General features: G+C 36.4%; 19 protein-coding genes and 1 other annotated feature. All 19 genes read right to left on the bottom strand.

The window, feature by feature from the left end; translation table 11 throughout:
• Window positions 1–152: 152 nt before the first annotated feature.
• The 19 genes from ileS2 to mraY all read right to left on the bottom strand — a co-directional run bounded on the left by ileS2 (window position 153) and on the right by mraY (window position 20,063).
• Complete coding sequence (gene ileS2 / locus ABH960_RS10825; protein WP_016096212.1) at window positions 153–2,918, bottom strand: isoleucine--tRNA ligase; 2,766 nt, start codon at window positions 2,916–2,918, stop codon at window positions 153–155.
• A 72-nt stretch (window positions 2,919–2,990) separates the two neighbouring features.
• Window positions 2,991–3,215 (bottom strand) — a binding site (T-box leader).
• Window positions 3,216–3,266: 51 nt separating this feature from the next.
• Window positions 3,267–3,773, bottom strand: a complete 507-nt coding sequence (divIVA, locus tag ABH960_RS10820; RefSeq protein WP_001131609.1) for a septum site-determining protein DivIVA — start codon at window positions 3,771–3,773, stop codon at window positions 3,267–3,269.
• An 89-nt stretch (window positions 3,774–3,862) separates the two neighbouring features.
• Complete coding sequence (locus ABH960_RS10815) at window positions 3,863–4,630, bottom strand: YlmH family RNA-binding protein (RefSeq protein ID WP_002033759.1); 768 nt, start codon at window positions 4,628–4,630, stop codon at window positions 3,863–3,865.
• Between the two features lie 15 nt (window positions 4,631–4,645).
• On the bottom strand, window positions 4,646–4,909 hold the full coding sequence (locus ABH960_RS10810; protein WP_002014720.1) for a YggT family protein: 264 nt from the start codon (window positions 4,907–4,909) through the stop codon (window positions 4,646–4,648).
• 6 nt (window positions 4,910–4,915) lie between these two features.
• On the bottom strand, window positions 4,916–5,386 hold the full coding sequence (locus ABH960_RS10805; RefSeq protein WP_002014721.1) for a cell division protein SepF: 471 nt from the start codon (window positions 5,384–5,386) through the stop codon (window positions 4,916–4,918).
• A 19-nt stretch (window positions 5,387–5,405) separates the two neighbouring features.
• Complete coding sequence (locus tag ABH960_RS10800) at window positions 5,406–6,080, bottom strand: YggS family pyridoxal phosphate-dependent enzyme (RefSeq protein WP_002033757.1); 675 nt, start codon at window positions 6,078–6,080, stop codon at window positions 5,406–5,408.
• Window positions 6,081–6,085: 5 nt separating this feature from the next.
• Window positions 6,086–6,895 carry a peptidoglycan editing factor PgeF gene (gene pgeF, locus ABH960_RS10795; protein WP_033707129.1) on the bottom strand — a complete coding sequence of 270 codons (810 nt, stop codon included), beginning with the start codon at window positions 6,893–6,895 and terminating at the stop codon, window positions 6,086–6,088.
• A gap of 117 nt (window positions 6,896–7,012) precedes the next feature.
• Entirely contained in the window at window positions 7,013–7,291 is a 279-nt protein-coding gene (locus ABH960_RS10790; protein ID WP_002066875.1) for a YlmC/YmxH family sporulation protein, read from the bottom strand.
• A 286-nt stretch (window positions 7,292–7,577) separates the two neighbouring features.
• A complete protein-coding gene (gene sigG, locus ABH960_RS10785) occupies window positions 7,578–8,357 on the bottom strand; it encodes an RNA polymerase sporulation sigma factor SigG (RefSeq protein WP_002014725.1) in 780 nt (259 codons plus the stop codon).
• Window positions 8,358–8,513: 156 nt separating this feature from the next.
• Complete coding sequence (gene sigE / locus ABH960_RS10780; protein WP_002128857.1) at window positions 8,514–9,233, bottom strand: RNA polymerase sporulation sigma factor SigE; 720 nt, start codon at window positions 9,231–9,233, stop codon at window positions 8,514–8,516.
• Between the two features lie 19 nt (window positions 9,234–9,252).
• On the bottom strand, window positions 9,253–10,167 hold the full coding sequence (spoIIGA, locus tag ABH960_RS10775) for a sigma-E processing peptidase SpoIIGA (protein ID WP_033707128.1): 915 nt from the start codon (window positions 10,165–10,167) through the stop codon (window positions 9,253–9,255).
• 457 nt (window positions 10,168–10,624) lie between these two features.
• Window positions 10,625–11,779 (bottom strand): cell division protein FtsZ, encoded by a 1,155-nt coding sequence (ftsZ, locus tag ABH960_RS10770; protein ID WP_002066873.1) that lies wholly within the window; start codon window positions 11,777–11,779, stop codon window positions 10,625–10,627.
• Window positions 11,780–11,818: 39 nt separating this feature from the next.
• A complete protein-coding gene (gene ftsA, locus ABH960_RS10765; protein ID WP_002014731.1) occupies window positions 11,819–13,120 on the bottom strand; it encodes a cell division protein FtsA in 1,302 nt (433 codons plus the stop codon).
• A 401-nt stretch (window positions 13,121–13,521) separates the two neighbouring features.
• Entirely contained in the window at window positions 13,522–14,292 is a 771-nt protein-coding gene (divIB, locus tag ABH960_RS10760) for a cell division protein DivIB (RefSeq protein ID WP_002014733.1), read from the bottom strand.
• Between the two features lie 98 nt (window positions 14,293–14,390).
• Window positions 14,391–15,296, bottom strand: coding sequence for a UDP-N-acetylmuramate dehydrogenase (murB, locus tag ABH960_RS10755; RefSeq protein WP_404444982.1), 906 nt, complete (start codon window positions 15,294–15,296; stop codon window positions 14,391–14,393).
• Window positions 15,297–15,357: 61 nt separating this feature from the next.
• The gene (gene murG, locus ABH960_RS10750) at window positions 15,358–16,452 is read right to left on the bottom strand and encodes an undecaprenyldiphospho-muramoylpentapeptide beta-N-acetylglucosaminyltransferase (RefSeq protein WP_002121899.1); all 1,095 of its coding nucleotides are present in this window, start codon (window positions 16,450–16,452) and stop codon (window positions 15,358–15,360) included.
• 102 nt (window positions 16,453–16,554) lie between these two features.
• Window positions 16,555–17,646 carry a stage V sporulation protein E gene (gene spoVE / locus ABH960_RS10745; protein ID WP_002066872.1) on the bottom strand — a complete coding sequence of 364 codons (1,092 nt, stop codon included), beginning with the start codon at window positions 17,644–17,646 and terminating at the stop codon, window positions 16,555–16,557.
• Window positions 17,647–17,735: 89 nt separating this feature from the next.
• A complete protein-coding gene (gene murD / locus ABH960_RS10740; RefSeq protein WP_404444978.1) occupies window positions 17,736–19,088 on the bottom strand; it encodes a UDP-N-acetylmuramoyl-L-alanine--D-glutamate ligase in 1,353 nt (450 codons plus the stop codon).
• Window positions 19,089–20,063, bottom strand: coding sequence for a phospho-N-acetylmuramoyl-pentapeptide-transferase (gene mraY, locus ABH960_RS10735; protein WP_002014738.1), 975 nt, complete (start codon window positions 20,061–20,063; stop codon window positions 19,089–19,091).

Genomic DNA, 20,063 nt, shown 5'->3' with positions numbered 1-20,063 from the left:
CATTCCTCCCAGCTGCAATGTACAATTAGTGTGTCCGAAATTTCCACGCTTACCTCACACACATTTTTCCTTCATAGGAAAGAGAGTGAAAGTTATTTCGATATATCATCAACAAAAAACTGACTGCTATTATGAGCAGTCAGCTTTTTTCATTATTTTACATAATTTTCTTTAACAACCGTTGCACAACGCTCACATAATGTTTCATGTTCTGCATCTTTACCAATTGTTTCTGAAACAACCCAACAACGTTCACACGTCTCACCTGTCGCCTGTGCTACAACTACAGCTGTATGCTCATACTTTGGTGCTTCTGTTGGCGCTTCTTCAATTGTACCACCAAGTTTATACTCAGAGACGATGAATAATTGCTTTAAGTCTTCGCTAATAGACTCTAACATAGCCTTCATTTCCGCAGTCGGATATAGCGTAATGCTCGCATTTAATGACTTACCAATTACCTTCTCATTACGAGCTACTTCTAACGCTTTTAAAACGTCATCACGTAATGTCATAAATGCATCCCATTTTGCTCTTAACGCTTCTGAACCCTCTACTTCTGTAGCTTCTGGCATATTAGTTAACTGTACGCTTTCTTCTTCTGCACCAGGAACATATGGCCATACTTCATCAGCTGTATGAGGTAAGATTGGCGTTACAAGTTTCGTTAATGCAACAAGAACATCATATAATACAGTTTGAATTGCACGACGATCCGCGTGATCTGCACCTTCAATGTATAGAATGTCTTTTGCAAAGTCTAAGTAGAATGAACTTAGATCAATTGTACAGAAGTTGTGAATTGCATGATATACAGCAGCAAAGTCATATGTTTCATATGCATCTTTTACTTTTGTAATTAAGTCATTTAACTTCACTAACATGTAACGATCTACTTCACGAAGTTCAGCTACCGCTACTGTATTTTCACTTGGATTAAAATCATCTAAGTTTCCTAATAAGAAACGGAATGTATTACGGATTTTACGATACACTTCTGCTACTTGTTTTAAAATATCATCTGAAATACGTACATCAGATTGATAGTCAACAGAAGATACCCATAAGCGTAAAATGTCTCCGCCTAATTGATCCATAATTTTCTTCGGTACGACGATGTTTCCAATCGACTTACTCATTTTACGTCCGTCACCATCTAGTACGAAACCATGGCTTAGTACGCCTTTATATGGAGCTTTACCAGTTACAGCAACTGCTGTTGATAATGAAGAGTTAAACCAACCACGATACTGGTCAGATCCTTCTAAATATAAATCAGCTGGACGTTGTAAGTCTTCGCGCTCTTCTAATACCGCTTGGTGAGAAGAACCTGAATCGAACCATACATCCATGATGTCTGTTTCTTTACGGAATTCACCATTTGGGCTACCTGTATGTGTAAATCCTTCTGGTAATAAATCTTTCGCTTCACGCTCGAACCATACGTTAGAACCGTGCTCACGGAATAAATCTGCTACATGATTAATTGTTTCATCTGTAATAATTGGATCACCATTTTCTGCATAGAATACAGGAATTGGCACACCCCATGCACGCTGACGAGAAATACACCAGTCACCACGGTCACGAACCATATTATGAAGACGAGTTTCTCCCCATGCTGGTACCCATTTTGTTTCCGCAACAGCTTCTAATAATTCTTTACGGAACGCTTCAATAGATGCAAACCACTGCGCTGTCGCACGGAAAATAATTGGTTTTTTCGTTCTCCAATCATGTGGGTATGAATGCGTAATGAATGTTAGTTTCAGTAACGCGCCTACTTCTTCTAATTTTTCCGTAATTGGCTTGTTAGCTTTATCATAGAATAAGCCTTCAAATCCAGGTGCTTCATTTGTTAATACACCTTTATCATCAACTGGGCAAAGTACTTCTAAGCCATACTTTTTACCAACAACGAAGTCATCTTCCCCGTGCCCTGGTGCTGTATGAACACAACCTGTACCTGCATCTGTTGTTACGTGCTCTCCTAGCATAACTAATGAGTCACGATCGTAGAATGGATGTTTTGCAACTGTATACTCAAGTTCGCTACCTTTTACCGTTTTCACAACTTCAGCATTTTCCCACTCTAACGTTTTTGCAACTGTCTCAAATAGTTCAGAAGCGATGATATATTTCTCATCATTTACTTTCACAATAGCATATTCAAGTTCTGGGTGAACAGAAATACCTAAGTTTGCAGGTAACGTCCAAGGCGTTGTTGTCCAAATAATGTATTTCTCATCACCTTCTAATACGTTCTTTCCATCTTTTACAGGGAATGCTACGTAAATAGATGCTGATTTTTTATCTTGGTATTCAATTTCAGCTTCTGCTAAAGCTGATTCACTCGTTGGAGACCAGTAAACTGGTTTCTGTCCTTTATAGATATAACCTTTTTTCGCCATGTCACCAAACACTTTAATTTGTTGTGCTTCATAAGCTGGCTCTAAAGTAATATATGGATTATCCCAATCTGCACGTACACCTAAACGCTTAAATTGTTCACGTTGACGTTCTACTTGCTCATATGCATACTCTGCGCATAACTTACGGAACTCAGCAACTGTCATTTCTTTACGTTTTACACCTTTATTCGTTAAAGCTTGTTCAATCGGTAAACCGTGTGTATCCCAACCTGGTACATATGGTGCACAGTATCCAGTCATTGATTTATAACGAACAATAAAGTCTTTTAACACTTTATTTAATGCATGTCCCATATGAATGTCACCATTCGCATATGGAGGTCCATCATGCAGTACAAATAAAGGACGACCTTTCGTATGTTCTTGTACCTTTTCATAAATATTCATTTCAGCCCACTGTTCTTGCATTGCAGGCTCACGTTTTGGTAAATTCCCACGCATTGGGAACTCTGTTTTTGGCATTAGTAATGTATTTTTGTACTCCATGCTCAATTCCTCCTTAAATATATAAACAACAGACCTTAAAAAAGGGAATAAAAAAGAGACCTCTCATCCCCAAAAAGGGACGAGAAAGTCTCCCGCGGTACCACCCTAGTAGACCATATACAAATGCATAAGGTCCTCTTTATATTCTTAACGCGAATATACGCCTACGCTTACTAAATTTGTTCAGCGCGGAACTCCAGGGTGATATTCCCATTATCTCCTTATCCTGAGCTTACACCATCCTCAGTTCGCTATATAAGGTATGAAAAAGGTACTTATCCCTATCTTCGTTTTTCTTAATAAATATGTTGTTTAAAATTATATGTAATAATGAGAAAAACGTCAAGCTTACACTGTTTCTTCTTTTTTCAACAGTTCGTCCACTTCGTCTTCTAATTCAATTAGTTTATCCCAATCATCGTTGTTTAACATTTCAAGTTGTGTTTCTAATAACATACGGAAACGAGTTCGGAATACTTTCGCTTGTTTCTTCAACTCTTCAATATCAAAAGCAACTTTTCTTGATTTCACTAACGCTTCATTAATGATACGATCTGCATTTTTTTCTGCTTCACGTACAATTAATTTTGCTTCTTTTTGTGCATTACGCTTCACTTCTTCAGCAGCTTCTTGTGCGACAATGATAGATTTGTTCAGCGTATCTTCAATATTAGAAAAATGATCTAACTTTCCTTCTAATTGTGCAACCTTTTCTTCTAAAGCTTTTTTCTCACGAATGACTAATTCATAATCTTTGATGATTTGATCAAGAAACTCATTTACTTGATCTTCATCGTAGCCACGAAACCCGCGACCAAATTCTTTGTTATGAATATCTAATGGTGTTAACGGCACAACGCCACCTCCAAGTAGTTATCTAAATTTCCTCTTTCAATTATATCTTTTCTTCGACAAAATAAGAGAATTTCCTTCTAAAAAACCAATCATTTTAGTATACCATACAAAACTCTCCATTTGTCGCGCTTCGTTTTACCTTCTACAGAAAATAATTTACTTCTCCCATACCCTCTAACCGAGAAAACATCCCCAGGAAAACATTCATACGAAGTTTGCTCTACTGTTTTCCAATTGACTTTTACTAAGCCACCTTTTATAAGAGGCTGTACCTTCTGCCTAGATATATGTAGCATTTCAGCTAATAAAACATCTAGACGAAGTGACGAAACAGTCCCAGATTTTTCTCCCCATTTTTCACCTACACGCAAAATTTTCTCTACTTGTATAGGAGAGAGTGTGACTTTCATTTTCCCTATTGATTGTAAGTTCATTTCAATATACGATACAACTTCTTTGGCAACTGCAATTTGGGCACGGTCTTCTTGAAGCAAAATATCACCACATTTTTCCCTTGTTAAACCAAGCGACATGAATGCACCTAATATTTGCCTATGTTCTAGCGTAAAAAACTTGGAAGGATAGTCAATTTCTAATACTTCTACTTGAAATTCCTCTTCATTTAATTCTAGATAATCTGGATAAATTAGTGCTCTTTTCCGTTCGGCTTCAGGCATCGCACCATCAAACCGTACAGCTACATCTCCTTGCCCTATTACCATAGAAACAATTTGTTGCTGTCTTGGATCAAGAAAATCTGTTAACTTGACTTGATGGTACTCAGCAGCCTGTTTCCACTCTAATACTTTATCCACAAAGACCTCTTCATCAGGTCTAAAATGCTCATAGATGCTCATGTATTTAACCTCACACTATAAAAAATAGTTGAATAAACTCACTAAACCACCTCTAGCAAGTTTCAAGGCAACAATAGCAACAAGTGGAGAAATATCAATCATACCAAATGGTGGAATAAACCTCCTAAACGGCTCTAAATACGGTTCGCAAATACGCGCAAGAAAATCTCCAAAAGCTGATTCCTTTGCGCCAGGAAACCATGATAGGAGAATATAAATAATTAGTGCCCACGAGTAAATCTCGATAGCAGTAAGTAACACTGTTAAAACTGTTGTCATGGCGTATTACCACCTCTTTATATTTGTCTCTTCTTCTTCACCGAATAACTCTGAAATCGCACCAACGATATCAACATTTTCAGGTGTACACATAAATGTTTTCGGGCCTATTTTTTGAATATCCCCGCCTATAGCGTATACAGTACCACTTAAAAAGTCAACGATACGTACAGCTTGATCTGTAGACATTCTTTGCAAATTAATTACAACAGCTCGTCTACCTTTTAAGTGATCCGAAATGCCTTGCGCTTCCGAATATGTACGTGGTTCTAGTAAAACAACTTTTGAAGATTGCTTCGCTGTTTCAATACTCACTACATTTTGCTTCGGTTGCACTTTCGCAAACGGAACATCTTGTTGTTCTGGGGGATCTTGTTGCTTTTTCATGTCTGTTTGCTCCTTTTCATAACTATATTGAGCTGCTTCTTTTTCTTCCGGTGTGTCAAAAAAGAAGTATTTTACTTTTGACCAACTCATAATAACTTTCTCCTTCCTCCTACGCTTTTCCTACTAAAACCGTTCCCAAACGAATATATGTAGCGCCTTCCTCAATTGCAATCGTGTAATCATTTGACATTCCCATTGATAATTCTTTACATGGTGCATGTAATAATTCTAGCTCCTGCACCTCTGTCTGTAGCATGCGCAATTCCTTAAAGCAGCGACGAATCTCTTCCTCTTCTCCTGTAAACGGAGCCATTGTCATTAATCCTACCACTTCAATCTTATCCAATTCTTGCAAACTTTGAATAAAAGAAATTGTTTCTTCTATCGCCAATCCTTGCTTTGATTCTTCAGATGATGTTTTCACTTGAATAAAGCATTTAACTTTCTTATCAGCACGTTTTTGAATTTCTTTTGCAAGCGAAAGACGATCTAATGAATGTAAATAATCAATCTCATTAATGATTTCTTTTACTTTTCTCGTTTGCAATGATCCAATAAAATGCCAATTCACTTTTGAACCGAAATGCTCGTATTTTTGTAAGAAACCTTCATTTCTATTTTCACCTAAATCAATAATTCCTGTTTCAATTACTTCGCTTGTTTTTTCAATCCCTACAGTTTTTGTAACTGCAACGAGCTTAATATCTTTCATCGAACGTCCAGCTCGTACACAAGATTCTTTAATTACTTCGTTTACATCTGCTAAATTCCCTTGCACTGTCACTTACTTCACTCCTCCTTAAAACCTATGAAACTCAACATTCTCCCCGTCTTACCTTGATCACGACGATGAGAGAAAAATAATTGTTCTTCACAGCTTGTACAAAGAGATGACATTACAATATGTTCTTCTTTTATGCCTGCTTGTACACATAATATACGATTAACTTCTTTTAAATTAATTGCATACTGACCATCAGAAATTAATTTATAGGGAACAGATCCGTTTACTACTTGCTTTGCTGCTGTTAATACACGATCATCAACAACATAACAACATGATCCGATTGCAGGACCAATTGCGACATGAATTTCATCACTTGAAACACCTTCTGCATTCCACTTTTGAATCATTTCTTTCGCAATCTCTGTTACAGTCCCTTTCCACCCAGCATGCGCAAGTCCTATCATATCATGTGATGGTGCATAAAAATAGAGCGGAACACAATCAGCGTAACAAGATGTTAAGAGAACATCTTTGTTAGTCGTATAAATGCCATCCGTTTTCGGAATACCGTCTTCATATGAATAAACGCCTTTCCCTTTTTCTTGCAGTCCTACTTTCTCAACATGATGGTCATGAACTTGTTCAGAGCAAATCCATTTTTCTAATGGTTTTTGTAACTTATTCGCTAAAATGCGTCTGTTTTCATGAACATTCTCCACGATATCATTCACATGTAATCCTAAATTCATCGCATGAAAGGAGCCTGTACTTACTCCACCATCTTTTGTCGTAAATCCAACAGTAATGTTTCCAAGTTCTTTCCACGCTTGTAAATACAGTATACCGTCCGCATATTTAAATGGTTCTCTCATAAAGCGACTCCTTTTAATTAAAATAACAGAAAAAAGCATGGTACTTCCTGTCTATTTTACCATACTTTTATTTTTTCATAATGACAACTGAAAAAAAAGAGGAATTTGTAATATTCTTTATGAAATTGTCGGTGTTTGTATTGATTCTGTTACAGAATTAATATTATCTACTCTGACAAGTATGACATCTTCCCCAATTTTCATAATTCGCTCCCAAGGAATCACAAATTCTACTTCCTTTCCAAAGAGTCCAAGCATACGTGTCTGCTTGGAAATAATAACTGCCCTAATCTTTCCTGTGTCTATATCAAAATCAATATCTCCAATATTTCCAAGCCTTTTTCCATCTGAAATATTTACAACATCCTTCATTTGAAAATCCGAAATTCGTATCATGTTCCATCCTCTCCCTTATATCATAAATCGTAAGTACGCTCTCAAATAAAGTGAAACCTTAATCAGTGGGATTTTCCCCATCCCTACTGATTATTAGTCCATGCTAATCGGATTTTTACGGGTAGCTCCGGCTCTTCTTACTTCAGCCGAATTTTGAAGTGGATAAACAGTATATAACCGCTACTAATAGAACATCCATTTTATTTTCATTATATGAACCTCCCCACTCTACTATGAGCGCAAAATATTATATATAAAAAAGGCCTCACCATAGCTGGTGAGGACCTTATCCTTGAATCGTCTTATTCATTTGCTTAATAGCAGACTTCTCCAAACGTGATACTTGTGCTTGAGAAATCCCAATTTCTTCGGCAACTTCCATCTGTGTCTTTCCTTGGAAGAACCGTTTTCGAATAATCATTTTCTCACGATCATTTAAACGCTTCATCCCTTCTTTCAACGCTAGTTCTTCAACCCACTGCTCGTCCTTTTGTTTTTCATCCTTTAATTGATCCATAACAAAGATAGGATCTCCTCCATCGTTATAAATCGGTTCAAATAATGAAACTGGGTCTTGAATAGCATCTAACGCAAAAACAATTTCTTCATGTGTCACTTCAAGAACTTTCGCAATATCCATTGCTGTTGGTTCTTTTGAATTTTCAGCAATCAATTTTTCTCTTACTTGCAACGCTTTATACGCAATATCTCGTAATGAGCGAGATACACGAATTGGATTGTTATCACGCAAATATCTGCGTATTTCTCCAATAATCATCGGCACAGCATACGTTGAAAACTTTACATTTTGGCCTAAATCAAAGTTATCAATGGATTTCATAAGTCCAATGCAACCAACTTGAAATAAATCATCAACATATTCTCCTCTGTTATTAAATCTTTGGATGACGCTCAGTACAAGACGTAAGTTTCCATTCACTAATTTCTCTCTGGCGCTTATCTCTCCACTTTGCATTTCACGAAATAATTTACGCATCTCTTCATTTTTTAGTACTGGAAGTTTAGCTGTATCAACACCGCAAATTTCTACTTTGTTTCTCGTCAAAGTGTTCCCTCCTATCGGGAGTTGCTGTACAGTGTAAAGTATTTCCTTTGAAGGAGATTTTATGCATACGGTTTTTCCATCATTTTTCACAAATATCATATTTCCTAATGCACAAAAAAGAATAAGACCAGTCTAGATACCGACTGGTCTTATTCTTCACACCATTTTATTAAATTCTTTTCGTAATCTTTTTATAATTCTTTTTTCCAAACGAGAAATATAAGACTGTGAAATCCCAAGCATATCAGCCACATCTTTTTGTGTCTTCTCTTCGCCACCAGCGAGTCCAAACCGAAGCTCCATAATTTGTTTTTCACGATCATTTAATTGATGCAATGCTTTCATTAAAAGATGACGATCTACAGTAGCTTCTAAATCTTTTGTAATAATGTCATCATCTGTACCTAAAACATCTGATAATAACAGTTCATTTCCGTCCCAATCAATGTTAAGCGGTTCATCAAAAGAAACTTCCGAACGATTTTTATTATTTCGACGCAAATGCATTAAAATTTCATTTTCTATACAACGAGATGCATATGTTGCTAATTTAATTTTCTTTTCTGGATTAAATGTATTCACTGCCTTAATAAGACCAATTGTTCCTATACTAATCAAATCCTCAATATTGATCCCTGTATTTTCAAATTTTCTTGCTATATATACAACAAGCCTTAGGTTACGTTCAATAAGCATCGACCTCGCAGCTTGATCTCCATTTGGTAATTTATTCAAAAGAACTGCCTCTTCTTCTTTCGTTAACGGCGGTGGCAACGCTTCACTTCCACCAATATAATAAATTTCATCGGTCTTAATTCCTAATTTCAGCAATACTTTATACCAAAGGTATACCAAATAAAATTTAAATTTCACCATATTATCCCGCCTCTCATAATTAAGCAATTACCATCTTTTGCGAAATCAACATTTTCGGATGTACAATGCATTGATACTCTCCATTGGTAGATAATTGTTGTGTATTTAATCCAATCAGTACTTTGTTTACAACAACCAAACCTTCATGATGAACTTGCACACAATCTGGCTTAATTGCCCATAAAAATTGATTCTCTACTCCTACTGCTCGGAAAGGAATTAAACGTAGTTTCGTCGCCCACCCAGAATCATTTTCTGGTATTTGAGGAATTTCTGTTTTGGAATAAATTTGTTCTGTTAACCAAGCTGGCAAACAATGTTCTAATGATGAAATATGCATAATCATAACGGGTGTTTTCGTTAACGGGTCATAAAGTTGGTTCCCACTATCAATTAGACCTGCTAGTTCTAGTTCCTCTCCAGCTAATTGAATTTTCACTTTCACGATTTGATCATAGTGTATCTTTGTGACCTCTACGCTTTCTATACGCTTTTTAGAAAAATAATAAATTACTGGAAAACCAAAAATAACAAACAACCAACTAATTGGATCACCGTAAGAAACTGATTTAGATTGAACTAACCCATTTACCATTTCGTTCGTTTGCAAAAAGTAATGCGTTCCAATTAATCCTCCACCAACCATAAAGGTTACAAAATAGAAAGTAAAAACAGTTTGTGTATAATTTCTAAATGTCGAAAACCCAAATGCTGTATACACAATAAGTAACGAGTACAATAGTTTCATAATTGGATGTGTCATCATAGAAGCAAAAGGCGTAAAGGCGAAAATAACAATAGTTGAACCTATAAATGCCCCTAACACAAGCCTCCATCTTTTGATTCTCTTTTTTAACACGGTGGCTGTTAATAAAAGTAAAAGAAAATCAATGCAGGCGTTTAACAACCAAACAATGTCGGCGTAAACAACCAAACAATTCACCTCTTTTTTTGAGTTGAGACTAGTATAATGCATATCCAATAGGAAAGTGTGTCAATTGGTGGAGGGGTTTTTTTGTTATTTTGTGATTTCTAGACATAATCTGTCGGTAAAAAATAAAAATGTATTTTTCATAGAATAATATAAATTTCTTACTTGTATACATAATAATTGAATTATATATATACAAAGTTTATCTTGCTATTTGCGGGCAGTAAGACCCTGCCTCAAAATTCAACTATAAAAAAGTACAGAAGTTAAGTGAGAGTCGGGCTAACAATCATTTTCGGATGAACACCCCCGATTAATTAAAGTTTCAATTTATTTATCACAGCTTATGGCTTAAAAATAGGACTGGGCTCTCCATATGCAAAATAATAAAAAAAGATCTGCTTAGCAGATCTTTTCCATTTAGACAACAAAAAAAAGGAGCATGAAAGCTCCTTTTCTTTTATCGTCTACGACGGTTACGTAAGAATGCTGGAATATCGATGTCATCTGAATCTGTATGACGATCATGCATAACCGGCTCTTCACGTTTCATTTCACGCTTAACTTCACGTTGTTTTGAAGGTTGAGCTACTGGTTGTTGTTGCTGTTGCGTGTGATTCGCAGTCGGACGGATAATTGGTTTTGGTGGTTGTGTCGAAGCACTATCATCAAAACCAGTTGCAATTACAGTGACAACGATATCATCTTTTAATCCTTCATTAATAACAGAACCGAAGATCATATTTACTTCTGGATCCGAAGCTGAAGCTACAATGTCTGCTGCTTCTTGTACTTCATATAAACTTAAGTTTGCGCCGCCCGTAATGTTCATAATAACACCTTGAGCTCCATCAATAGATGTTTCTAGTAATGGACTAGAAATCGCTTTTTTCGCAGCTTCAGCAGCACGATTTTCACCATTACCAGAACCGATACCCATTAAAGCAGAACCTCTATTAGACATAATTGTTTTTACGTCTGCAAAGTCTAAGTTAATTAGACCTGGTGTAGCAATTAAATCAGAAATACCTTGAACACCTTGACGTAATACGTTATCTGCTTCACGGAACGCTTCTAACATTGGCGTATTTTTATCAACAATCTCTAATAAGCGATCATTTGGAATTACGATAAGTGTATCTACATTTTCTTTAAATGACGCAATACCAGATGCAGCTTGAGTTGCACGTTTACGCCCTTCAAATGTAAATGGACGTGTTACAACACCAACTGTTAACGCGCCTAGTTCTTTTGCAACTTGAGCAACAACTGGAGCTGCACCAGTTCCAGTTCCGCCGCCCATACCAGCAGTTACGAAGACCATATCCGCGCCACGAAGCGCTTCTTGAATCTGTTCTTTACTTTCTTCTGCAGCTTTTTTCCCTACTTCAGGGTTTGCGCCTGCACCAAGTCCACGCGTTAATTTTCCACCAATTTGCATTTTCGTTTCAGCTTTTGATAGATTTAATGCTTGTGCATCAGTATTCACAGCGATAAAGTCTACACCTTGTACACCGTGTTCAATCATACGGTTTACAGCATTGTTTCCGCCACCGCCGACACCGATAACTTTTATATTCGCTAATTGATCTTGAGTAGTATCAAACTCTAACATGTCGAAATCCCCCTAGAACCTCATTTTTCGTGTCCAATTTTAATCCCATAAATAACGGAATGCACGTTTTACTTTTGACATCATGCGGTCATCATTTTGATTAGTATTGTTTTGATTACGAGTTTTTTGTTTCGCAGGTTGCTGTTGTACCGGCATTGGTGCTGGTACTGGTTCAAAATGTTCTTGCTTTTCCTGCACATTTTTCCCACGTAATTTAGCTTTTTGATAAGAATGTTTAATTAATCCAACTCCACTTGTATATTGAGGCTCACGAACACCAATATAATCAGGAGTTGCTATACGAACATTTTCATGTAAAATATCGTATGCAAGATCAAGAACACCTGGCATAGAAGCTATCCCACCAGTTAGTACATATCCAGAAGCAGCTTGCTTTACTCCTAACTTATGCACTTCATCTTGAACAAACATTAAAATTTCCTCTACACGAGCCTCTATTATATCCGATAATTCCAACTGAGAATATTGTTCTGTTTGATCGCTTCCCATAATAGGAACCGTAAACATCTCTTCTTCAGATGCTGTATCATAAAAAGCATGTCCATATTTCAGCTTAATTTGATCTGCATTTTCTGTTGAAGTTTTCAGCCCAATCGCTATATCCTTCGTTATATGATCTCCACCTAATGGCAATACGCTCGTTGCTTGCAACTCTCCATCTTTAAAAATAGATAAGGTTGTAGATCCTCCACCCATATCAACAAGTGCTACCCCTCTATTTCTTTCATCCGAAGATAACGCAACTGTCGCTGCCGCTAAAGGTTGCAGACAAATATCAACAATTTCAAGACCTGCTTTTTCTACACAACGAAGTAGGTTATGTAGTAAAGTTCTCGAGCCTGTAATAAGTGTACCTTCCATTTCTAATCTTACACCGATCATCCCGCGTGGATCGTTAATCTCGTCAAGACCGTCTACAATGAACTGTCGAGGTACCACATCAATAAATTCACGTTCAGGAGCAATTGACACAACTTGCGCTGCATCTAGAACGCGTAAGACATCTTCATTCCCGATTTCACGATCTTCATTTGAAACAGCGACTACTCCGTGACACGGGAGCAACTGTACCTGGTTTGCATTGACACCTACTACAACTTGCTCAATGTGGATACCCACCATGCGCTCAGCTTGTTCAATTGCTTTTTTAATTGATCGAACAGTTTCATCTATATCAACTATCGATCCCTTTTTCAAACCATTTGATTTTACGTTTCCAACACCAATAATGTTTAAGCTATCATTAACCATTTCACCAATGATGACTTTAACATTGGATGTACCGATGTCAAGACTAACATATATTTCATTGCTGTTCATTCTTTGGCACCTCCTTCTTTATTTATACCATACAACTCAATATATGGAACAACAATCGCAACTTTACTATTTATAAGAAAAATATTCAACGTCTTTATACGTTTCCCTTTTTTAACCCTATATTTTTCTTATTTTTATTTAACATTCATTTAAGAATATCGCAGTAACCTGTAAATAACTGCTCTATCTTGAAATAATTATATTTCAAGTGTAAAGATTACCGCCAAGTATAAGTCTACACTAAGATGTACTTGTAGAAAAGTGAAACTTGTACCAATCCTAGTATGAATCTAAGAAAATTTACATTTTTTTCATCAAATTAAGCATTCTTGCAAATTAGCATCCATATAAAAGAACGTTTGTTTCATTTCATACGTAATAACGCAGTAAAAACTATCATTCTATTCTTTCTTTTCTTCAGCACCTAGTTCCTTCGTATATGCACCCACTTCTAAGTCAATTAAAACCTTCTTACCAGGTTCAATTGTTTTTAAAATAAGTGGATAAGCTTCCATTCGCTTTGCGAAATTTTGAATAGTGGTGCTCACTTCATATCCTTCATTCATATATAAAGTAAGATGATCTTCATTTGCGTTCGTTGGTGTATAACGAATTTCAGAAATAGACCTTAAAATAGTTGGCGTTAATTTTTCTAGTTCTGCAATTAATTCCTTCATTTTTTCCTCTTTAAATGGTTCAAAAATTGGTGCTGCAACTGGAAGCTTTCCGTTCGGAAGTACATCGAGTGTTTTCCCATTTTCTAATAACGGTTGTAATTTTCCATCTTTGTTTATATAGCCAATTGTTAAATATTCTTCGATATGAACATCAATTTTGTTTGGGAAACGTTTTTTTACATTTACCTCTTTAATTTCTTTTCGTTTCGTTAAGTTTTCTTCTGCTTTATGTGCTGTTACTCGGAAATAACTCGTATCATATGTCACACCTGATTCCTTCATAACTTGTTCATCTGTCATATAATGATTTCCAAAGACACTTATCTTTTTTATATTACTAAGCGGAGACCGAAAATAAATTAAAAAGAGTACTAATAAAAATAAAATCGATATGTATAAAATTAACCGATGATTAACAGGTTTCTTATTTTTTTTATTTTGATTCTTTAATTTTGGTACACGATCTTGTAGTTTAATCACTTTACTATTTTTCATGTACGATCCCCCTATGTAACATAAAGAACGGCATGTTCCTCATGCCGTTCTTATCTTCTTATTATAACATAAATGATAATGAGCGGAACGAACAACCGTTATCTTCCAATTATTTCTACTTCTGTATGCATATCAACACCAAATTTATCTTTAATTGTACGCTTTACCAATTCGATTAAGTCTAATACATCTTGCGCTGATGCCACACCAGTATTAACAATAAAATTCCCATGCATTTCAGAAATTTGAGCTCCACCTATTGTATAACCACGAAGCCCTGATTTTTCTATTAAATCTCCTGCAAAATAGGGGACTGGATTTCGAAATATACTTCCTGCACAAGGGTGATTCCAAGGCTGCGTTTCACGGCGATACTCTTTATTCTTTTGCATGCTTCTTACAATTCCCTCACGTTCGCCTACCTCCAATTGGAATTCAGCTTCCAAAACAATACCAGGGCGTTTCATTTGCAATACAGATGTGCGATAAGAAAAGCCCATTTCGGTATTCGTCAACCAATTAATTGTTCCATTGTCAAACAAAATACGAGCTTTCGTTAATACACTCGATATGTCGGACTTATGAGCGCCTGCATTCATATACACTGCACCGCCAACACTTCCTGGAATACCACTTGCAAATTCCAGGCCCGCTAATCCCTGTCGACTAAGTAAAGTTGACAATTTAATAAGGGGATATCCAGCACCGACTCTTACTCTATGTTTTTCGACTTCTAAATGGTCTAATCCTTCTCCTAAACGAATAACCACACCTTCTATACCTTGATCAGATACGAGAAGATTTGAACCACGACCAATTGCAGTCCACCCTGTCTTGTACTTCTTTACTAACTCTAGAGTCTTCTCAATACCAGCAACATGCTTTGGTACAATTAAAATATCAGCTGGTCCGCCTATTTTCATAGTGGTGTAACGCGCTAACGGTTCATTAACTAACACGCGACCAACATTTGCTTCTAAAAGCTCTTTTACTAATTGTTCCATAGACAATCTCCCCCATATCAAGTCTCCTTATTACAGTAATATGCAGGGCGTTCACCTAATGTTATTTTTTAATAAGCTTGTTCATTACTTCATATAGCTTATTTGCTGCATCTGGAATACCAAGTTGCTTAGTAGCCAGTTTCATATTTTGTAATGTTTGTGTATCCAATAAAATCTCATCAATGTCACGAATAAGCGTTTCAGATGTTAAATCTTTTTCAAGTAGCATTTTAGCTGCTCCTTTATCAACAACTGATCGTGCATTTTTTTCTTGATGGTTATTTGTTACGTACGGACTTGGAATTAATACACTCGGCTTTCCTAACGCTGTTAATTCTGCAAGCGTTGTAGCCCCTGCCCTTGAAACAACAAGATCTACACCCGTCAGTACCTCTGGCATATTATGAATAAAAGGTTTAATAATAACATTATCCGGATTCCCTTTTTGTTTCACGGCTTCCATAACTTTATCATAATGTACTTCGCCTGTTACATATAATACTTCGTAACTTTTATTCCCAAATTGTTCAATCGCTTCTACAAAAGCATCGTTAATCGGTCTAGCCCCGCGGCTCCCACCAAAAATAAGCACGGATTTTTTAGAAAGGGATAGTCCTACCGAACGTTTTCCTTTCATTCCATTTTGGTCCATTACTTCTGATGCACGTGGATTACCTGTCATAACCACTTTTGACTGTGGAAAATGTTCTGCAGCTGCTTCAAAACAAACTGCAACTTTATCGACATAACGACTTAAAAATTTATTCGTTACACCAGGTACACTATTTTGTTCATGGACAATAGTCGGAATACCTAATTTAGCCGCAGCATATACAACTGGCCCACATACGTATCCACCCGTACCAATCACAATATCAGGGTTAAAACGACGAATATATCGTTTACTATCTTGAACACCTTTTAGGAAACGCATCACTGTTTTTACATTATCAAGAGATATTTTTCGTTTAAATCCACTTATAACAATAGACTGGAACGGAATACCCGCTTTCGGTACGATGGTACTCTCTAATCCATTCTCTGTACCAATGTATAAAAATCTTGCTTCAGGATTTAGTTTTTTTATTTCTCTAATTAAAGCAAGAGCTGGATAAATATGTCCTCCAGTACCCCCACCACTTACTAATACTCGCACTACTGATTCCTCCACTTCCCTGTTCTTATTCAATCGTATTTATTTCTATATACATATTGCATTTTCACACACACACGAAAAACCCTGTCTTTTAAACAGGGTTTAATAGCGAGAATGGCGACTTATATTCAATAATACACCTACTGCCATTAACATTAAGGTCAAACTTGATCCACCATAACTTAAAAATGGCAAAGTAATACCCGTAACAGGCATCAGTCCTGTTACAACACCAACATTAATCATTACTTGAATCGCAATCATCGCCACAATACCTACTGCTAAAAACGTACCATATAAATCTGGCGCTCCTAATGCTATACGAATCCCGCGCCATAATAATAGACTAAATAATAATAACACAAATGAACCACCAATAAAACCTAATTCCTCGGATAAGATCGCAAATATAAAGTCTGTTTGTGGTTCAGGTAAATAAAGAAATTTTTGTCTACTTTGTCCAAGCCCAAGCCCAAATAAACCACCAGGTCCAATTGCGAGTAACGATTGGATAATTTGAAATCCACTTCCGAGCGGATCCGACCACGGATCTAAATATGATGTAATGCGTTTCATTCGATATGGTGCTGATGCGATTAACCCTACAAATCCCGCTGCACCAAGCAAACCAAACATTGCAAAGTGAAAGACCCTTGCTCCCGAAATGAATATCATAATAATACATGTCCCAACCATTACCGTTCCCGTACCAAGATCTGGCTGTAACATAATTATCCCAAAAGCAAGAAATACAAAACTAAGAGCCGGTAGTAAACCTCGTTTAAAAGATGTAATTAATTTTTGTCGTTCCGCTAAAAATTTTGCTAAGAAAATAATCATCGCGAATTTCATAAACTCTGACGGTTGGATAGAAAATGCCCCGATTCCAATCCAACTTCGCGCCCCTCCACGAACGAGACCTACTCCAGGAATAAGAACGAGAATAAGAAGAACGAAACAAACTAGTAAAATTACTTTTGAATACGTACGCCACACCCAATAATCAATTTTCATGAGAGAAAACATAGCTACTACCCCAAGACTTGCAAATAACAATTGCCTTTTTGCAAAAAAGAATGAATCCCCCATTTTATAAGAGGCCCAAACCGCACTCGCACTATAAACCATAATCATTCCAATTGTTAACAATGCAAGTGTAACGATGATGAGAATAAAATCAGGCGTTTTCTTCATTACCCATGAACACCACCTCTTTGGGCAGAACCTTTGCCCTATGTAACAAAACATCAGTAGGTGTTAGCCTACTGATGTTTTGATTTACTTTATATAAGTTTATGCACAGCTTGTATAAAAATGTCTCCTCTTTCTTCAAATGTTTTAAATTGATCCCAGCTTGCACATGCTGGTGAAAGAAGAATAACATCACCATCGGTAGAATGAGCATACGCCTTCACTACTGCATCATCTAAAGTATCGACACTTTCAATTACATCTAATCCTGCTTTTTCTGCCGCTCTTACTAATTTTGGTGCAGTTTGTCCAAATGTCACAATCGCTTTGACATGTTTAAAGTATGGAATTAAATCATCAAATTCATTACCACGATCAAGTCCACCAACCAATAATACAATCGGTTGTGTAAATGCAGATAATGCTTTTTCTGTCGCTAGCATATTCGTCGCTTTTGAATCATTATAAAATTTACGATTATTAATCGTTGTTACATATTCTAAGCGATGTTTTACACCTGTAAAACTTTTTAACACAGCAGTAATTGCTTCATTAGAAACACCTAATAATTTAGCAATACTCATTGCTGCTAAAATATTTTCTAAATTGTGCTTACCAGGTAAAACAATATCACTTACTTTAACTACTTTTTCGCCTTTAAAATAAAGAGCGTTATCTTTTATATACGCACCAGCTTCAATTTCTTTCGTCGTCGAAAATAATACTTTCTTTCCTTTACTATATGCCGATAACGCCATGACATCTGCATCATCTGCGTTAATTATACTATAATCTGTTTCAGTTTGGTTTTTGAAAATATTCGCTTTCGCCAAACCATACTCTTTCTTCGTCCCGTGATAATCTAAATGCGCTTCAAATAAATTTAAAAAGGCTGCAATTTTTGGTTGGAACGATTCCACTCCCATCAATTGAAACGATGAAAGTTCCGTAACGACAACTTCATTTTCCTTCGCCAATTGTGCAACTTCACAAGCTACAGTACCTATATTCCCCGCAATAACTGGGTACTTTTGTCCTTCTTTTAACATTTCAAACGTTAACATTGTCGTTGTTGTTTTACCGTTAGATCCCGTAATCCCAACAAACGGTGCTGCTGAAATGGAATATGCTAATTCAACCTCAGTTACAATTGGAATTTGTTTTTCTTTCGCCGCCACTAAGAGTGGATTAGAATATGGAATTCCTGGATTTTTTACGACAAGTGAAATGTTTCTCTCCAGCAATTCTAATGGATGCCCACCACATACAACATCCATTCCTTCCGCTTGTAACTCAGCTGCAAGCACATTACCCGCTAATGGTTTCCCGTCATTTACAATGACGTTTGCCCCTAATTTTTTTAATAAAGTAGCTGCTGCATAACCACTTTTAGCAATACCTAATACAAGAACATTTTTATTTTGATATTCAGTTACAGTTTTCAATTACATCCACACCCCGATATAAATTCCTAGCACAGCTAATAAAAATCCTACAGACCAAAACGTTACAACAACGCGCCACTCTGACCAACCACATAATTCATAATGATGATGTAATGGACTCATTTTAAAGACACGCTTTCCTGTTGTTTTGAACGAAATAACTTGGATAATAACAGATAAAGTTTCCGCTACGAATACACCGCCAATAATAACGAGTAACAATTCTTGTTTTAACAAAATCGCTACAGCTGCGATAGCACCACCTAAAGCTAGAGAACCTGTATCCCCCATAAATACTTTCGCTGGATTCGCATTGAATACTAAAAATCCAAGTACAGCTCCTACAACTGCCATACAGAAAATCGCTACCCCAAATTGTTCTTGAGCTACAGCAATAATACTAAATGCTCCGAATGCAATAGCAGCTGTTCCTGATAATAAACCATCTAAACCATCTGTTAAATTAACCGCATTTGATCCACCAATAAGCATAAATAATACGAGAACAAAATACGCCCAGCCTAATTCAAATTTAACATCAGTTCCCGGAATCATGATATAAGTGTGAAATGCTTGCCCTTTTCCAATTAAAAAGAACGCAATAGCAATTACAAGCTGACCAATCAATTTTTGTTTTGATGTTAAACCAAGATTTCTTTTCTTTACTACTTTTATGTAGTCATCTAAAAATCCGATTAATCCGTACCCAAATGTAACTAATAATAACAATGATACTTCTGCACCTAAATTGTTAAATTTAATCGCCATAATAAGCGTAGTCACCATCATAGATACATATATGACAATACCACCCATCGTTGGTGTCCCTGATTTCTTTTGGTGTGACTTCGGTCCTTCGTCACGAATACTCTGTCCGAACTTTAACTTTCTTAAAAATGGAATAAATAATGGCGAAAGGGCAACAGAAATTAAGAATGCTACCCCAGCCGTTACTAATAAACCTTGTTCAAGCAC

Origin of the sequence: Bacillus sp. RC252 (assembly GCF_044909215.1) — a bacterium.
Classification (GTDB): Bacteria; Bacillota; Bacilli; order Bacillales; family Bacillaceae_G; genus Bacillus_A; species Bacillus_A mycoides.
Note: the sequence above shows the minus strand (reverse complement) of the source record. Positions and strands in the feature narration are given on the sequence as shown.